The 17,276-nt window shown below is 28.7% G+C and carries 14 protein-coding genes; all 14 read left to right on the top strand.

Going from position 1 to position 17,276, the window contains the following annotated elements:
- The first annotated feature begins 14 nt into the window (after window positions 1-14).
- The 14 genes from mfd (at window position 15) to galU (ending at window position 17,015) form a co-directional block, all read left to right on the top strand.
- On the top strand, window positions 15-3,401 hold the full coding sequence (mfd, locus tag Q3223_RS14850) for a transcription-repair coupling factor (RefSeq protein WP_054271938.1): 3,387 nt from the start codon (window positions 15-17) through the stop codon (window positions 3,399-3,401).
- Window positions 3,402-3,431: 30 nt separating this feature from the next.
- Window positions 3,432-4,427, top strand: coding sequence for a peptidylprolyl isomerase (locus Q3223_RS14855; RefSeq protein WP_407812144.1), 996 nt, complete (start codon window positions 3,432-3,434; stop codon window positions 4,425-4,427).
- 123 nt (window positions 4,428-4,550) lie between these two features.
- Window positions 4,551-5,090, top strand: a complete 540-nt coding sequence (gene spoVT, locus Q3223_RS14860) for a stage V sporulation protein T (protein ID WP_054271936.1) — start codon at window positions 4,551-4,553, stop codon at window positions 5,088-5,090.
- A 119-nt stretch (window positions 5,091-5,209) separates the two neighbouring features.
- The gene (locus tag Q3223_RS14865) at window positions 5,210-6,823 is read left to right on the top strand and encodes a polysaccharide biosynthesis protein (RefSeq protein ID WP_054271935.1); all 1,614 of its coding nucleotides are present in this window, start codon (window positions 5,210-5,212) and stop codon (window positions 6,821-6,823) included.
- 106 nt (window positions 6,824-6,929) lie between these two features.
- The gene (mazG, locus tag Q3223_RS14870; protein WP_054277742.1) at window positions 6,930-8,378 is read left to right on the top strand and encodes a nucleoside triphosphate pyrophosphohydrolase; all 1,449 of its coding nucleotides are present in this window, start codon (window positions 6,930-6,932) and stop codon (window positions 8,376-8,378) included.
- Between the two features lie 88 nt (window positions 8,379-8,466).
- Complete coding sequence (locus tag Q3223_RS14875; RefSeq protein ID WP_003421415.1) at window positions 8,467-8,745, top strand: HU family DNA-binding protein; 279 nt, start codon at window positions 8,467-8,469, stop codon at window positions 8,743-8,745.
- Between the two features lie 71 nt (window positions 8,746-8,816).
- A complete protein-coding gene (locus Q3223_RS14880; RefSeq protein ID WP_054271933.1) occupies window positions 8,817-9,059 on the top strand; it encodes an RNA-binding S4 domain-containing protein in 243 nt (80 codons plus the stop codon).
- A gap of 61 nt (window positions 9,060-9,120) precedes the next feature.
- Entirely contained in the window at window positions 9,121-9,375 is a 255-nt protein-coding gene (locus Q3223_RS14885; RefSeq protein ID WP_003421411.1) for a YabP/YqfC family sporulation protein, read from the top strand.
- Window positions 9,376-9,909, top strand: coding sequence for a spore cortex biosynthesis protein YabQ (gene yabQ / locus Q3223_RS14890; protein WP_054271932.1), 534 nt, complete (start codon window positions 9,376-9,378; stop codon window positions 9,907-9,909). It begins immediately after the preceding gene.
- Window positions 9,910-9,914: 5 nt separating this feature from the next.
- A complete protein-coding gene (locus Q3223_RS14895; RefSeq protein WP_054271931.1) occupies window positions 9,915-10,199 on the top strand; it encodes a septum formation initiator family protein in 285 nt (94 codons plus the stop codon).
- 112 nt (window positions 10,200-10,311) lie between these two features.
- The gene (locus tag Q3223_RS14900) at window positions 10,312-11,232 is read left to right on the top strand and encodes a Ppx/GppA phosphatase family protein (protein WP_223153328.1); all 921 of its coding nucleotides are present in this window, start codon (window positions 10,312-10,314) and stop codon (window positions 11,230-11,232) included.
- 89 nt (window positions 11,233-11,321) lie between these two features.
- Window positions 11,322-13,694, top strand: coding sequence for a stage II sporulation protein E (gene spoIIE / locus Q3223_RS14905; protein ID WP_054271929.1), 2,373 nt, complete (start codon window positions 11,322-11,324; stop codon window positions 13,692-13,694).
- A 350-nt stretch (window positions 13,695-14,044) separates the two neighbouring features.
- Window positions 14,045-15,934 carry an oligoendopeptidase F gene (pepF, locus tag Q3223_RS14910; protein ID WP_219673907.1) on the top strand — a complete coding sequence of 630 codons (1,890 nt, stop codon included), beginning with the start codon at window positions 14,045-14,047 and terminating at the stop codon, window positions 15,932-15,934.
- Between the two features lie 115 nt (window positions 15,935-16,049).
- On the top strand, window positions 16,050-17,015 hold the full coding sequence (gene galU / locus Q3223_RS14915; RefSeq protein WP_243194183.1) for a UTP--glucose-1-phosphate uridylyltransferase GalU: 966 nt from the start codon (window positions 16,050-16,052) through the stop codon (window positions 17,013-17,015).
- Window positions 17,016-17,276 lie beyond the last annotated feature (261 nt).

Below are 17,276 nucleotides of genomic sequence, written 5' to 3' on the forward strand. Positions count from 1 at the left end.
AGAGGGAGATTTAAATGAATGATGTTTTTTTATATCCTTTGCAAAATTCAAAAGAGTATAAAGATATAATAAACTGTATAAAAAATACAAAAGGTTCATTATTAGTTAATGGACTTTTACCAGTACAAAAACCTCATATATCTTATTCTATATTTAATGATTTATCACGACAAATGATTTTTATAACTAGTAGTGATTTAGAAGCTAAGAAAGTATATGAAGATTTAAGTTTTTATATTGAAGATAAAGTTGAATATTTAGGCTTTCAAGATATTTATTTTTATCACTTAGATGCAAAGGACAGAAACGAAGAGGCAAAAAAATTAAAGGTATTATTAAAACTGGCAAATAAAGAAAAAATAATCTTAGTAACTTCTATTGAAGCGGTTTTAAGAAAATACATACCAAAACAAGTTTTACTTGATAGTGTATCTCATTATAAGGTGGGAGACAGCTTAGATTTAGAAAAATTAACTGAAAAACTAGTTTCATTAGGATATGAAAGAGTTTCAAAAATAGAGGGGTTTGGTCAATTTAGTATAAGAGGTGGAATTATAGATGTATTTTCACTTGAATATACAAATCCAATTCGTATGGAATTATTTGATGATGAGATAGATTCCATACGAACTTTTGACGTATATTCGCAAAAATCAATTGATAAATTACAACAGTTTTCTATTACCCCATCCAGAGAATTTATTTATCCAGAGAAAACTACAGATGCATTAGTTAAACTAAAAAAAGAAACAACTAAGATTACTGATGAAGGTACATTTCAAAATATAGACTATATATCAAGCAAGACTTATTTTGAAGGAGTAGAAAACTATATAGATTATATTTATCCAGAAGAAAACAAAAGTATATTTACTTATCTAGCAGATGATGCAATAGTATTTATAAATGATATAACAAGACTTAAAGAGAGATGTGAAAATTATATAAATGAGTTTAGAGAAAATTATAAACTTAATCTTGAAAGAGGCTTGGCTATTAAAAACCAAGGAAAATTATTATATCATTATACAGACTTAGAATATCTAGTAAAAGACAAGTCTGTAGTTTTAAACTCACTATTGCCAAAGTCTATAAATAATTTTTCTATAAAATCTATAATCAACTTTGAAAGTAGAGAAGTTCCTACATTCAATGGAAAAGTAGATTTGCTAATTGAAGAATTAAATCGTCTGAAATACAATGGATACAAAATAATTTTAGCAACAAATACATTGGAAAGAGCAACTAAGTTGAGTAAAGATTTGTTGGATAAAGGCTTAGAAACAACTGTTTCTAAAGATAGAGACCTTGAAATTAAATCCTCTCAAATTATAATTGTACCTGCACATATAAACAGCGGTTTCCAGTATAAATCCATAAAGTTTGCTGTTATAACAGATAATGAAATGATAGGCGTTTATAAAAGAGCATCTAAAGCGAGTAATAAAAAAGCTAAAAAAGGGAAAAAAATCGAATCCTTTTTAGATTTAAGTGTTGGTGATTATGTAGTACATGAAAATAGTGGTGTAGGTAGATACACAGGGATTGAACAGATTACAGTCAATGCTATTAAAAAAGATTACATGAAAATAGTTTATCAAGGTGGAGATAATCTATATGTACCAATAGACCAGATGGATAAAGTACAGAAATATATCGGTGCAGAGGTAGAAAAAGTTAAGTTAAATAAGCTTGGAACCAATGAATGGACAAAGGCAAAAGCAAAAGTCAAAAAAGAAATTGAGGACATGACAAAGGATTTAATTGAACTTTATGCAAAACGTGAAAAAATACAAGGATATAAGTTCTCAAAAGATACACCTTGGCAGGCAGAGTTTGAATCGTTGTTTCCATATCAAGAAACAGAAGACCAATTAAAAGCAATAGAAGAAACTAAAAAAGATATGGAATCAAGTAAGGTAATGGACAGACTTGTATGTGGAGATGTTGGTTATGGAAAAACAGAGGTAGCTATTAGAAGTATTTTCAAAGCTTGTATGGACCAAAAGCAAGTTGCTGTGCTAGTTCCAACAACCATATTAGCTCAACAGCATTATAATACATTTAAAGAAAGATTTGAAAATTATCCTTTAAGAGTTGAAGTTTTAAGCAGATTTAAAACTCCAAAACAACAAAAACAAATTATTGAAGATGCTAAAAAAGGATTAGTAGATATTTTGATTGGGACACATAGAATAATATCAAAAGATATAAATTTACCAAACTTAGGTCTTGTAGTTATTGATGAGGAGCAAAGATTTGGGGTAAAACATAAGGAAGCTTTAAAGAAAATTAAATCTACAGTAGATGTACTTACACTTTCAGCAACTCCTATACCAAGAACCTTACATATGTCTCTAAGTGGAATAAGAGATATGAGTGTTATAGAAGAACCTCCACAAGAAAGACATCCTGTAATAACATATGTTACAGAGAGTAAGGAAAGTGTAATTCAAGATGAAATAGAGAGAGAATTAAGTAGAGGTGGACAGGTATTTTTCGTATACAATAGAGTTGAGCATATTGAAGAGATGGCAAGCATGATTCAAAAGCTCGTACCAGATGCTAGAGTAGCTGTTGCACATGGAAGAATGACTTCTAAATCATTAGAAAATATAATCCTAGGATTTTTAAATAAAGATTATGATGTACTAGTTTGTACTACAATAATCGAAACAGGTATGGACATATCCAATGCAAATACAATGATTATATATGATGCAGATAAAATGGGATTAGCTCAACTTTACCAATTAAGAGGTAGGGTAGGCAGAAGCTCAAGACAAGGATATGCATATCTCTTATATGAAAAAGACAAAACTCTGAGTGAAATAGCTGAGAAACGATTAAAAGCTGTCAGAGAGTTTACAGAGTTTGGTTCAGGTTTTAAAATAGCAATGAGAGACCTTGAAATAAGAGGAGCTGGAAATATTTTAGGTTCTCAACAACATGGTCATATGGCGGTTATAGGTTATGATTTGTATGTTAAAATGCTTAATGATGCAATTAAAAAGGTTAAAGGTGAGCCTATTGTTGAAGAAATTGATGTTGAAATAGACTTAAGCGTAAATGCATACATTCCAGATAATTATATAAAAGATGAATTGATTAAAATTGAAATGTACAAAAAAATTGCTTCTATTGAAAACAAAGAGGATATGCTGGATATACAAGAAGAACTTGAGGACAGATTCTCTGATATACCTAAACCAGTTCAGACATTACTTACAATAGCTTATATAAAATCATTGTGTAAAATATTGAAAATAGAAAAAATAAGACAATTAAAAGATGAAATATTATTAGTTCCAATAACAAAGTATAGAACTAAACAGAAAATAGGTTATAATATAGTTACAGAATTAGAAGAATTATTAGAAAAAATGTGCAAGGCAAAATAACTTGTAAATTTAAGAAGGGATGTTTTAAATTTGAAAAAAGTAATAACGTTGGTAATAGCTATGATTTTGGTAGTATCTATGACTGCCTGTAGTTCTAGTAAAGGAGAAACTGTGGCGACAGTTGAAGGGTCAAAGATATCATCAGATGAATTTAAAAAGACTATAGCTCTTTATAAAGATTCTATGGAACAAACTTATGGAAAAGATATATGGGATAAGGAAGTTGAAAAAGGTGTAAAATATAAGGACAAGTTTAAGGATTTAATTCTTGACCAACTTATAACTACAGAAGTAATATATTCTCAAGCTAAAAAAGATAACTTACTTCCTAAAAAAGAAGATGTTGAGAAAAGTTTTAAAGATTTAAAAGATGCTATGAGCAAAGACGAAAAATATAAAGAACAACTTAAAAAACTAGGAATAGATGACGAATTTTTAAGAGACCAACAAGAGAAAGATTTAGCTATGCAAAATTATCAAAGTAGTTTTACTAAAAAGACTAAGATATCAGATGAAGAACTGAAAAAATATTATGATTCACATAAAGATGAATTTAAAAAAGATGAAGTAGAAGCTTCTCATATTTTATTGAAAACAGTAGATGATAATAACAAACCACTTTCAGATGATAAAAAAGCAGAAGCTAAGAAAAAGGCTGAAGAAGCTCTTAAAGAAGTTAAATCAGGTGAAGATTTTGCCAAAGTAGCAAAAAAATATTCACAAGACTCTACAGCAAGTGATGGTGGTAAATTAGGTTTCTTCTCAAGAGGTCAAATGGTTGCTGAGTTTGAAGAAGCTGCTTTTTCTATGAAAAAGGGTGAAGTATCTAATTTAGTTGAAACTCAATATGGATATCATATAATTAAAGTAACAGATAGAGTAAATGAGCAAACTTCATTTGAAGATGCAAAAGAAACTATAAAAGACCAATTATTAAAAAATAAGTATCAAGAGCAAATAGAAAAATTAACTAAAGAAGCTAAAGTAGAAAAAGATGAAAAAGTAATAGATAAAATCACAATCTAAAAACTAAAAAAAGAGTAATATGCTTAAAAAAGCTATATCTAGATAAGATATAGCTTTTTTTGTATATTTTTCTTAACAATGGTAAAAATAAACTTAAAGTAATTTATGGAGGGATTAAAAAATATGAAAGCAACAGGCATAGTTAGAAGAATAGATGATCTTGGAAGGGTAGTTATACCAAAAGAGATAAGAAAGACATTAAGAATTAGAGAAGGAGACCCTTTAGAGATATTCACAGCAAAAGATGGAGAAGTCATACTTAAAAAATACTCTCCAATAGGGGAATTAAATGAATTCTCTCAAGAATATGCTGAAACATTAGCTGAAGTACTAGGATATGGTGTATTGATAACAGACTTAGATTCTATAATAGCTGTATCTAAACTTCCTAAAAAAGATTATAAAGACAAAAGTATAAGTGATGAGTTAGAAGCAATAATAAGTGAAAGAACAGTAAAATATTCAAAAGATAAAAATATTTTACCTTTATTTAAAGAAGACCAAAAAGAATACACTAGTCAAGTTATAATGCCTATAATTAGTGCATCTGGAGACTGTATAGGTTCAATTGTAGTTGTTTCAAAAGATAAAGATACAATTGCAGAGAGTGAAGAAAAATCTTTAAAAATAGCTGCTAACTTTTTAGGAAAACAAGTTCAATAATTTTATCATAAAGACCTTTTAAATGAAGGTCTTTTGAAGTTTTTGTGTAAAATATTGAATATAGCATTAAAAATATGGTATATTAAAGTTTGTTATATAAACAGTATGGAGGTTATGTTATGAACAATAACAAAAATAAAGACTCTTTTTTAAAAGGAGCCCTTATACTTGGACTAGCGGGTGTAATCGTAAAGATAATGGGAGGATTTTTTAGAATTCCTCTTGGTAACATGATTGGTTCAGAAGGAATGGGATACTATCAGGCTGCTTATCCTGTGTATACTCTATTTTTAACATTAGCTACTGCTGGATTCCCAACAGCTGTGGCAAAGTTGGTTTCAGAAAAAGTTGCTGTTGGAAATTTTAAAGGTGCAAATAAGATATTTAAAGTATCACATACAGTTTTATTTATTACTGGAATAATATCATTTTGTATATTATTTTTTGGTGCTGACTACATAGTAACAAACGTAATGAAAAATCCAGGTGCATTATACTCTATGAAAGCTATTGCTCCAGCATTATTATTTGTTCCTGCAATGTCTGCATATAGAGGATATTTTCAAGGGAGACAGGATATGACTAAGATTGCTGTGTCTCAAGTTGCAGAGCAATTTTTTAGAGTTGTATTAGGTCTTACTTTGGCTTATTTACTTATGAAAAGTCTAGGTCAAACTTTTGGGGCGGCTGGTGCTATATCAGGAGCTACAATAGGTTCAGTAGCATCTATGGTTTATTTGATGTTTGCTTATATGCTAGGGAGAAAAGAGCGTAGAGCAGAGATAGATGCAAGTCAAAGATTTAAAGATGAGAGAGTTTCTTATATTTTTAAAAAGCTTTTAACTGTTGCTATTCCTATAACAATAGGAGCATCAGTAATGCCACTTGTGAATATGATAGATAATGTTATCGTGATAAGAAGACTTATGGAAGCAGGCTATACATACAAAGTAGCGAACTCAATGTTTGGTCAGTTAACAGGTATGGCAATGGCCACAATAAATTTACCAGCAGTTATAACAACTGCAATGAGTATGAGTTTAGTTCCAGCAATTTCTAAAGCATATGCATTAGGAAACAAGACAAAAGCTAGAAAAGATACTAAGAGTGCAGTTAAGGTAACTCTACTTATAGTATTACCTTGTGCGTTTGGTATGGCTTCTTTAGCAATACCAATAATGGGTCTTTTGTTTCCACATGAACCATCTTCTGTAGGAACTATTTTATTTACTCTTACTCCATGTGTATTATTTTTAGGATTAATACAAACATTAACTGGTATAATTCAAGGTATGGGAAAACCAATAGTACCTGTAATTGCCTTATGTGCTGGTATGTTATGTAAGATTGTGATAAGTTATACTTTAACAGGAATACCAGATATTAATGTATTAGGCTCTGCATTTGGTACAGTTACAGCATACTTTGTTGCAGCTATGATTAACTTGTTATACGTTAAAAAGCATATGAATGTAAGCTTCCCTAAAAAAGAATTTATAATAAAGCCATTTATAACAGTTTTGACAATGTTTATAATGGTTAAATTGAGTTATGGAGCTTTAGTTGGATTCTTGGGAAATAGTATATCTACAATAATTGCAATATGTGTTGGTGGAATTGTATATGTAGTAGTTATACTTGGAATAGGTGGAATTAAAAAAGAAGAGATTTTGACTATGCCAAAAGGTGATAAATTATATAAATTGTTAAAAAAAGTTAAGCTTATAAGATAATATAGGAATATATATGCAAATAAAGGAAATACTATACAAATAGTAAAGCTCCTTATTTGTATAATAATATAAAAATAAAGTGAAATTTGCTAATAGGAGTGATGTTATGGGTAAGATAAGTATTGTAGGTCTTGGACCAGGAGATTATTCTCTTATAAGCCAAGGTGCGTTAGAATCTTTAAGAAATAGCCCAAGAGTTTTTTTTAGAACAGAGAAACATCCAATAATTGATAAACTTAAAGAAACTATACAATACACTTCATTAGACTATTTTTATGAAAATGAAGAAAATTTTGAAAATGTTTATTTAAAAATATCTGAGTTTATCATAGAAGAATCTACAAAGGGTGATTTAATATATGCTGTTCCTGGTCATCCAAGAGTCGCAGAAAAGACTGTAAGTATAATAGAAAGAATAGCCAATGAAAAGCACATAACAGTAGAAATATTGCCTTCTATGAGCTTTGTAGACGCTATGTTTAACTATTTGGCTATAGACCCATCTGAGGGATTTAAATTGATAGATGCTTTTGAAATAGAAAATTCATATATAGATTTGGATACTAGTATGATAATAACCCAAGTATATGATAAATTTATAGCATCTAATGTAAAGTTAAAGCTTATGGAATATTATGACTATAATCAAGAAGTATGTATAGTAAATGGAGCAGGTGTCAAAGATTTAGAAAGTAAAAAGTTTATAAAACTGTGCGAATTGGACAGAAATGAAAACTTTTTTGACTATTTAACTAGCTTATATATACCCAAAAGTTCTAAAAAGATGTATAATACAGTACATGACTTAGAAATAATAGTTAATACACTTAGAAGTCCATCTGGATGTGAATGGGATAAAAAACAGACACATCAATCATTAAAAAATTCTGTTATAGAGGAATCATATGAACTTTGTAATGCAATCGATAATAATGATATAGATGAAATGGTAGAAGAACTAGGAGATGTTCTTTTACAAGTTATATTCCATTGCCAGATAGGAAATGAGGAAGGCTACTTTGATTTAAAAGAAGTAGTAAATGGAATATGTAAAAAATTAATTAATAGACATCCTCATATATTTAGTGGTGTAAAACTAGATATGTCTAAGTTTGAAAAAACTTGGGAAGAATTAAAGAAAGAAGAGAAGGGCGAAAGCACTATAACAGATAGCCTTAGAAGGATACCAAAGCATTTACCAGCTCTTATGAAGGCTAGTAAAGTTCAACATAAAGCAGCCCTTGTTGGCTTTGATTGGGACAATGTAGAAGATGTATTTAAAAAAATTGAAGAAGAATATCAGGAATTACTTGACGAACACAGGGTCGGGAATATAAAATACATAAAGGAAGAACTAGGCGATTTATTATTTTCGATAGTAAATCTAGCTAGATTTTTAGACATAGACTCAGGAGAAGCCTTGAACTGTACTACCGATAAATTCATAAATAGATTTGAGTTTGTGGAGAAAAGTGCAATGAATTTAAATAAAAAATTAGAAGACATGACACTTGAAGAGATGGATGAATTTTGGAATCAGGCTAAAAAACAATAAAATTGTGGAAGGAAATTTGTCAAAAATCTAGAACTTTTATCACAAAGATAGAAGTCTATATTATAAACATTTTTAGGAGGTAAATATCGTGAATAAAGCTGAATTAGTATCAAAGATGGCAGAAAAAAGTGGATTAACAAAGAAGGAAGCAGAGGCTGCATTAAACGCATTTATGAGTTCTGTTCAAGATGCACTAGTAAATAACGAAAAAGTTCAATTAGTTGGATTTGGAACATTTGAGACAAGAGAAAGAGCTGCTAGACAAGGAAGAAATCCAAGAGATCCAGAGCAAGTTATAGATATACCAGCTTCTAAAGCACCAGTTTTCAAAGCTGGAAAAGGATTAAAGGATATAATAAATGGATAATTAGAAATCTTGTGAAAAAGTGTGGATAAATTTGCCACACTTTTTCTATAGAACTAAGGAAGGTGATAATTATGAGATTAGATAAGTTTTTAAAAGTATCTAGGATTATAAAGAGAAGAACTGTTGCTAAGGATGCATGTGATAAGGGAATTGTCACTATAAATGGAAAAGTTGCTAAATCCTCTTCAGAAGTGAATATTGGAGACACCTTAGAAATACAATTTGGAGAGAAAAAGATGAGGCTTAAGATAAATGAAGTAAAAGAGCATGTGCTAAAAAATGATGCAAAAGAAATGTACGAAATTTTAGAATAAAATTGATAGTCCTCTAGTATATTAATAGTAGTATTAGTGAAATATTTACTGGGGGGATATTATGGAACAGAACATAACTTTGAAAGATAGATCAAAGCTGGTTATTTCAGGAGTCGAGCACATATATTCTTTTAATGACAAAAGAGTTGAGCTTAAAACTTCTGTAGGTGAGATGGTAATTGAAGGCGAGAACCTAGATATGAGCAAGCTAAGTATAGACGAAAATATAATTAGCATAGATGGAACTATAAATTCTATGGTGTATGCAAAGCCTAAAAAGCCACAAGAGAGTTTCTTGAAAAAGGTATTTAGATAAATGATACCTTTCACTCAAGATGTAAGCATTTTTTATGCTACTATTTATGGTGGAATACTTATAGGGGTATTGTTTGATTTTTATAGAGGTCTAAGAGGAAACTTTAAATTTATCAATTATTTCGCGATAATCTTTGATGTATTATTTTGGTTTCTAGCAACAGCTATAATATTTGTAACAATAAACCTTACAGAATTTTTTGATTTAAGATATTACCATTTTGTGGCTTTGTTTATTGGTTTTATTTTATACTATAACACCATAAGTAAAATTGTTTTATCAATTATCAATAAAATAATCTGTTTTGTGAGGAATTTTTTAAAAAAAGTTGTACAATACATAGTCAGTTTTTTAAATAATTTGTATTACGTTATAATCTATTCACTACACCTACTATTTGATATTATATTTTATATACCTAATATATTTATAGCAACAAAGAAAAGTATAAAAAGAAAATCAAATAAAAAGTTAAAGAGCAAGAAAAAATCAAAACATAAGAAGAAAAAAAATAAAACCAAAAAAAGGGTGTAGGGAAAATGAACTTAAGAAAAAAATTTTCAGGACAAATTATTGTTGTCAGTTTATTTTTAGGAATATCACTTTTTAGTATGATGACAGGGTTTGTATTTGAGTACACAAAAGCCAAAGAGTATAAAAAAGAAATAGCAAGTCTAAATAAACAATTAAAAAAGACTGAAATACAAATAAACAGCTTAAAGAAAGATGAAAAATCATATGAAGGAGACTTAGAAGAGATAGCAAGAAAAAGATTAAATATGGTAAAGCCTAATGAAACCGTTTATGTTGATATAAACCGTTGACTAAAACTTGCTAATAAGTTTACAGATGTATTGATTTTAAAATTTAAGATTCAATAAAAAAGTCATTCAGTTTAAGAATGGCTTTTTATTTTTATTGAGGAGGTATTTTATAATGAAAGTAGGAGCTATAGATATTGGGACAAACTCAATGAGATTATTGATAGCAGATTATAGAGATGGAAATCTCACAAACAGAAAAAAATTTGTTAACACAACTAGAATTGGTCATGGTGTAGATAGTAAAGGATATATAAAAGAAGATGCTATTCAAAGAAACATAGATGCCTTAAAAAAATTTTCTGATAAGTGTAATGATGAAAAGTGTGAAAAAGTATACTGTATGGGAACATCTGCCCTTAGAGATAGTAAAAATGGAGATTACTTTGTTAAACTAGCAAAAGAAGAAACTGGGATAGATGTTGATATAGTTACAGGAATAGAAGAATCAAATCTAGGATTTAAGGGTGTCTTAGAAGGCATACAAGGTGATGACAATATTATTGTTATAGATATTGGAGGAGGTTCAACAGAATTTATTATAGGCGACTTAGATGGAATTAAATTTAATAAAAGCGAAAATGTAGGTGCTCTTAGAATGACAGAGAGATTTTTAAAGCATGATATTATTGAAGATGAAGAGTTTGAAAATATGAGTTCATTTATATATAACGAGATTAATGAAACTTTAAATTATATAAAAGGAAGAGGATTAAAAACTCTTATAGGCATAGGTGGAACGATTACATCATTATCAGCAATGAATCAAGAATTAGAGGTCTACTCTATGGAAAAAATACATAATAGTAAAATACACAAAAAAGAAATAGAAGAAATTCTACAAAAATTAATAAACATGACATTAAGTGATAAAAAGAACTTAAAAGGCCTACAAGAAAAACGTGCGGATATTATAACTGCTGGTGTAAAAATATTGAATATAATAATGGAAAAATTAGAAATAGAAGAAATAACCGTAAGTGAATACGATAATTTGGAAGGCTTAATATGTCAAAAGTCAAAAAAAATGTATTAATATTTTTTGATTTTTAAAACCGATTATGACAAAAAAAATTACTCCTCTTTGTTACAATTCTTAATATAAACAAAAGAGGAGGTTTTTTTATGCAAAGAAGTGTAGCAGTTGTGGAGAGTAAGACTGTAAAACCAAATGTCATAAAATTAATAAGCGGATATATTGATTTTACTACGGTGGCATTCGCCGTAATGGGATTTTTACTTAGTAGGTCTATTATAGTAGACTCTGTAGCTCCTTTAGGAATTGCCTTTTTTATATGTGCATCAAAGATTGACAAGTACAAGATACCTGTATTCATATCAACATTATTAGGAATATTGTTATCATCTAATGATTTTGGAAATGTAGCAAAATATGCTGTGTGCCTTACAATATTTATGGCAGTGAATAAAAAATTAAAATTATCAGATTCAATTGCTAAGGTGGCATTTATAAGTGCAATGATATTACTTCCAATTTCCATGGGACAAGCTTTCTTTTCAAATAGGTATATGTATAATCTTCTTATAGCAGGTGTAGAAGCAATAATAATGTTTATATCTGTATATGTATTTTCTTATGGGATAGGTTTGATGGCCAATGTCAACAATAGGATGTCCGTACGGACAGAAGAAGCTATATCAATAAGTTTACTGCTAACCTTTAGCATAATGGGAATAGGTGATATATCCTTGTTTGGAATATCGATAAGGACCATTTTGTCCACCGTATTGATATTACTGACCTCAATAGTAGGAGGAGCTACGATGGGAGCATCTAGTGGTGTAATTATTGGCGTAGCATCCATTTTAAATAACATAACATCAGCCATTTATATGGGTATATATTCTTTTTCAGGATTAATAAGTGGCGCATTTAATAAAATAAATAAATATTTCTGTATATTAGGATATATTCTAAGTTGGACAATAATATACCTATATACTTCTGGTATTACTTCTAATATGATGCAATTAAGAGATATATTGTTAGGCTGTTTAATAGTTATAGTGTTACCAGAGAAGTTGTTTAGTAAGATTGAAAAATTAATAAAAAGTAATGTAGCTTCAAATGAAATCGTATACGATTATATTATGAGAAGTAAGAACTTAACTAATAGTCGATTAAATAGTATTTATAAAACTTACGATGACCTTGCAGATACATTTGATAAGATAAGAGAAAAAGATAAGGTACTAGACCAAAGAGATATAGCAAATGTAATAGATATGATTCATAATGATGAATGTAAAAGTTGTAGTATGAGAAGAATGTGTTGGGAATCAAGATTTAATCATACATACACTATGATATATAACATTCTTGAAAAAATTGAAGAGAAAGGGGAGTTAAATCTAAACGATATACCTAAAAACTTTAGAAAGGAATGTATGAAACCAGAGTCAATAGTGAAAATATCAAATCACTATTACAAAATGTTTGTATTAGATTATGATTGGAGTGTGAAGTTTTCAGAAAGTAGAAAATTAATAGCAAATCAAATAAGAAGTATTTCAAAATCAATTAAATCATTGTCTCAAGATTTAGAGAGCGATATAATGCTGGATATAGAAAAAGAAAAAAATATATATGAGCAATTAGAGAGATATGACATAACCGTTGATAAAGTAAGTTACTTAACGAAAAGTAACAGTGAATTTGAAATATCTATAGAAAAGAAAACTTGTCATGATGGTTGTATGTGTGAAGATAAAATTGTAAACATAATTTCAGACCTAGTAGGTGAAAATATGTCTGTTAGAAAAATAGGGTGCCATTGTTTAGGAGGTAAATGTAAGGCAACATTCGTTAAATCTCAGAAATATAAGGCTGTTACAGAAGTTTCAGCCATGTCAAGGGATGGGCATATTCTTTGTGGAGACAATTACACATATATGGAGATAAATGATGGTAAATATATGATGGCTATAAGTGATGGTATGGGAAAAGGTAAAAAAGCATATGAAGAATCCTCTGCCACTATTGATATATTAGAAAAAATGATAGATGCAAAAATTAAAGACGAAATAGTTATAGATACTATAAATAATATGTTGCTATTAAAGTCTTCAGAGGAGATGTTTTCAACCTTAGATTTAGGAATTTTAGATTTAAAACGAGGTTGTTTAGAAACTATAAAGATGGGAGCGTGTTCTACCTATATAAAAAGAGGTGATGGAGAAGTCGATTTAATATCATCATCATCATTACCTGTGGGTATATTATCTGATGTAAAAATTGATAGAAAAAATGTAAAAGTTAAGGAGGGAGACTATGTCATAATGGTTTCTGATGGAATTGTAGATGCAGGAAGAAATAACAATTTGGGAGATAATTGGTTAATATACTTCTTAAAGAATATAGAGACTACAAATCCAAAAGAAATTTCAAATTTAATATTAGATAGAGCATTAGAGTTACAAGCGTTACAAATCGAAGATGATATGACTGCTTTAGTTACGAAGATATGTACAAAATAAAGTTTATAAAATTCTGTGTATAATATGTGGATAACTTGTGTATAATATGTTAATAGACTTTTGAAAAAAGTATAGTTATTAACAAAAAAAACATATAAATCAACAAAATTTGTTGATAAGTATGGCATAAATGTTAATAAAATGTAAAAAAAGAAAAAACAAAAGCTATTATCAAAAGAGATTCATGTTGAAATAACTAAATTTCTAGGTAAACAAAGCCTGTGAATATGTTGATTATTATGTGGATAACTATTAATTCGATATTTATTTATATAGTATGAATAATTGAATAATATATCTAAAAAAAGCCATCCTATTATTAAGTAAATTTATTGAAAGGATGGCTTTTTATGAATAGAAAATTGTGCAAAGCAATAATACCTTTATTTATTTCTATTTTTTGCATGTTAATAATAAGTATAAAAGCTGACCAAGGATATCAAAAGAATAATGATAGAGCAGTTACTGTCATGAATAATGATACTGAAGATGATGCTGAAAAAAAACAAGAAATAGATTATGAAAAAACATGTTGGAACTTACAATCCTTGTTTAAAAGTGATGACCAGTGGAAAAAAGAACTTAAGAGTTTTGATAAAGATACGAAAGAGTTAAAAAATTACATAGGTAAAGTAACAAAATCGCCAACACATTTGTCTTTTGCCTTAAATATCAAGGAAAAACTTGATATAAGATTAAATAGACTATCTGCCTATGTAAAATTAAAACAAGATACTAATAAAAATTCATATAAATACTTAGATATGAATGATATTATGAGTAAATCTTATGGAAACTATATGGGAATTTGTTCAGATTTAGAATTAGAGATATTAAAATTATCAAACAAAGATTATAAGAAAATTATTTCAAATAAAAATATAAATAGAAAATATGGTGCATATTTAAGAGATATAAGAAGAAACAAAGTACATTATTTAGATGATAAGTCAGAAGACATCCTAAGCAAAGTGTCTTCTATAAGTAGTCTTCCAAGTCAAGTTTATGAATTGTTTAGAAATATGGATAGAAAAACTAATTTAACACCAGCTCAATATGCTAGTGAGCTAGAATCATCAGATAGAGAAAATAGAAAAAAAGCTTATCAAGATGAACTTATAACTTACAATGATAATCTAAATACAATTGCAGGCTTGATTACTGGTCAAGTTAAAAAGAACATTTTTTATTCTCAAGAGAGAGGATATGAGTCTTCGCTAGAAATGTATTTGGAATCTGATAATGTAGATGAAAAAGTATACAATAATCTAATAAGAACTGTAAATGGGAACATGGACAGTTTACACAAATATATAGATTTAAGAAAAAAAGTCTTAAAATTAGATAAGGTCCATTCATATGATATGTTTGTGCCTATAGTTAAGGCTGTTGATAATAATATTAACTATGAGAAAGCGCAGAGTATAGTATATTCAGCGTTATCACCTCTAGGAAAAGAATATAATGATGTAGTCTATAAAGCTTTCAATGAAAAATGGGTAGATGTTTATTCGCATGAAAATAAAGTGAGTGGTGGATATTGCTTATCTGTTTATGAAAATCATCCATATATACTTTTGAATTATAATAATTCATTAAGTTCAGTTTCAACATTATCTCATGAACTTGGTCATGCTGTATACGAATATTTAAGTTCTAAGAATCAAAATTATTTTAATTCAAATCCATCTATATTTACTCATGAGGTTGCATCTACAACTAATGAAGCTTTACTTTATGAAATGCTTATAAGAGAAGCCAAAGGTAATGATGAAAAAGCTTATTATATAACACAATATTTAGACTTGATAAAAGATACTCTTTATACACAAACAATGTATGCTGAATTTGAAAAGACTATACATGAGTTAGTCGAAAAAGAGAAAAGTGTAAATGCACTAGTACTAAATGATGTTTGGGGACAACTTCTTAAAAAATATTATGGACAAAGCTATGAATTAGACCAATTATCTAAGGTCGGATGGGCTAGAATCCCACACTTTTACAATAGTTTCTATGTCTATAAATATGCAACAGGTTGTAGTGCAGGAGTAAGTTTTGCCCAAGACATATTAAAAAATGGCTCAGACAACTATATAAATTTTCTTAAAAAAGGAAGCTCAGATTATCCAATAAACTTGTTAAAATCAAGTGGGATAAACTTAACTAATACAAAACCTATAGAAAATACAATTAAAAAATTTGACAGTTTAGTAGCAGAACTTGAAAAGCTATTATAAAAGATTATTATAATCCACATGGTAAATATATCGAATTAATGTTAAAATATACTAAAAGTTTAAAGTCCTATTGAAGATAGGACTTTTTATTTATTAATTAGTGGGAGATGATTCTATGCAAATTAAAGTTAAAAAAGCTGTAATACCAGCAGCAGGTTTAGGGACTAGGTTTTTGCCAGCTACTAAGGCGCAACCAAAAGAAATGTTACCAATAGTTGATAAGCCAACGCTACAATACATAATAGAAGAAGCTGTGGCCTCAGGAATAGAGGAAATACTAATAATAACTGGTAGAAATAAAAAATCTATTGAAGACCACTTTGATAAATCCGTAGAATTGGAACTTGACTTGGAGAAAAAAGGTAAAAAGGAATTGTTAGAGATAGTCCAAAATATATCTAACATGATTAACATACATTATATAAGACAGAAAGAGCCAAAAGGATTAGGAGATGCGATTTACTGTGCTAGACACTTTATAGGTGATGAGCCTTTTGCAGTAATGTTAGGTGATGATATTGTAGATAATGATGTACCTTGTTTAAAGCAATTAACAGATGCATATGAAGAATATAGAACTACAATATTAGGAGTTCAAAAAGTGAATTCAGAAGATACTAATAAATATGGTATAATAGAGGCAAAAAATATAGAAGGTAGAGTTTATAAGGTAAAAGATATGGTAGAAAAGCCAGAGCCAGGAAAAGCTCCTTCAAATATTGCTATCTTAGGTAGATATATAATAACTCCTGAAATATTTGATATTCTTAAGGATTTACCACCAGGTAAAGGTGGAGAGGTGCAACTAACAGATGCTCTAAAAATATTGTCTAAAAAAGAAGCTATGTATGCATACGATTTTGAAGGAAAGAGATATGATGTTGGTGATAAGTTAGGATTTTTAGAAGCTACTGTTGATTTTGCTCTAAAGAAAGAGGACCTTAAGAAAGATTTTATAAAGTATCTAAAACATGTATGTGACGAATTTGATAAAGATAAAAATGTGTTATACAATAGTACAGATAAAGAATTAAGTTTATCTGAGGTCTCTGATGTTAGAGAACTTGAAATTCAAAAATAATTAGTGAAAGGTGATGTGCTGTGGCAAAATCAAGTCAGAAAAAAATTAATAGAATAATAGCTGTTGGGATTGTGGGGATTCTTGTGTTAACAAGCATAACAGCTGTTTTAAGCATGATTGCAACCATGTAATAGGATAAATAACTACAATGAATATACATAAATATAAAAACCATATATAACTTAATGTAGTTAAAAACTTACAATATTTTAGTTATATATGGTTTTTAGAATTTATAAATGTAAAAAAAAATTTTTATAA

Origin of the sequence: Clostridioides sp. GD02367 (genome assembly GCF_045900275.1) — a bacterium.
Classification (GTDB): domain Bacteria; phylum Bacillota; class Clostridia; order Peptostreptococcales; family Peptostreptococcaceae; genus Clostridioides; species Clostridioides difficile_A.

Excerpts from the sequence above, each read along its gene's own strand:
- mfd (WP_054271938.1), top strand. The coding sequence starts at position 15 with ATGAATGATGTTTTTTTATATCCTTTGCAAAATTCAAAAGAGTATAAA.
- spoVT (WP_054271936.1), top strand. The coding sequence starts at position 4,551 with ATGAAAGCAACAGGCATAGTTAGAAGAATAGATGATCTTGGAAGGGTA.
- Q3223_RS14865 (WP_054271935.1), top strand. The coding sequence starts at position 5,210 with ATGAACAATAACAAAAATAAAGACTCTTTTTTAAAAGGAGCCCTTATA.
- mazG (WP_054277742.1), top strand. The coding sequence starts at position 6,930 with ATGGGTAAGATAAGTATTGTAGGTCTTGGACCAGGAGATTATTCTCTT.
- Q3223_RS14880 (WP_054271933.1), top strand. The coding sequence starts at position 8,817 with ATGAGATTAGATAAGTTTTTAAAAGTATCTAGGATTATAAAGAGAAGA.
- Q3223_RS14885 (WP_003421411.1), top strand. The coding sequence starts at position 9,121 with ATGGAACAGAACATAACTTTGAAAGATAGATCAAAGCTGGTTATTTCA.
- yabQ (WP_054271932.1), top strand. The coding sequence starts at position 9,376 with ATGATACCTTTCACTCAAGATGTAAGCATTTTTTATGCTACTATTTAT.
- Q3223_RS14895 (WP_054271931.1), top strand. The coding sequence starts at position 9,915 with ATGAACTTAAGAAAAAAATTTTCAGGACAAATTATTGTTGTCAGTTTA.
- Q3223_RS14900 (WP_223153328.1), top strand. The coding sequence starts at position 10,312 with ATGAAAGTAGGAGCTATAGATATTGGGACAAACTCAATGAGATTATTG.
- spoIIE (WP_054271929.1), top strand. The coding sequence starts at position 11,322 with ATGCAAAGAAGTGTAGCAGTTGTGGAGAGTAAGACTGTAAAACCAAAT.
- pepF (WP_219673907.1), top strand. The coding sequence starts at position 14,045 with ATGAATAGAAAATTGTGCAAAGCAATAATACCTTTATTTATTTCTATT.
- galU (WP_243194183.1), top strand. The coding sequence starts at position 16,050 with ATGCAAATTAAAGTTAAAAAAGCTGTAATACCAGCAGCAGGTTTAGGG.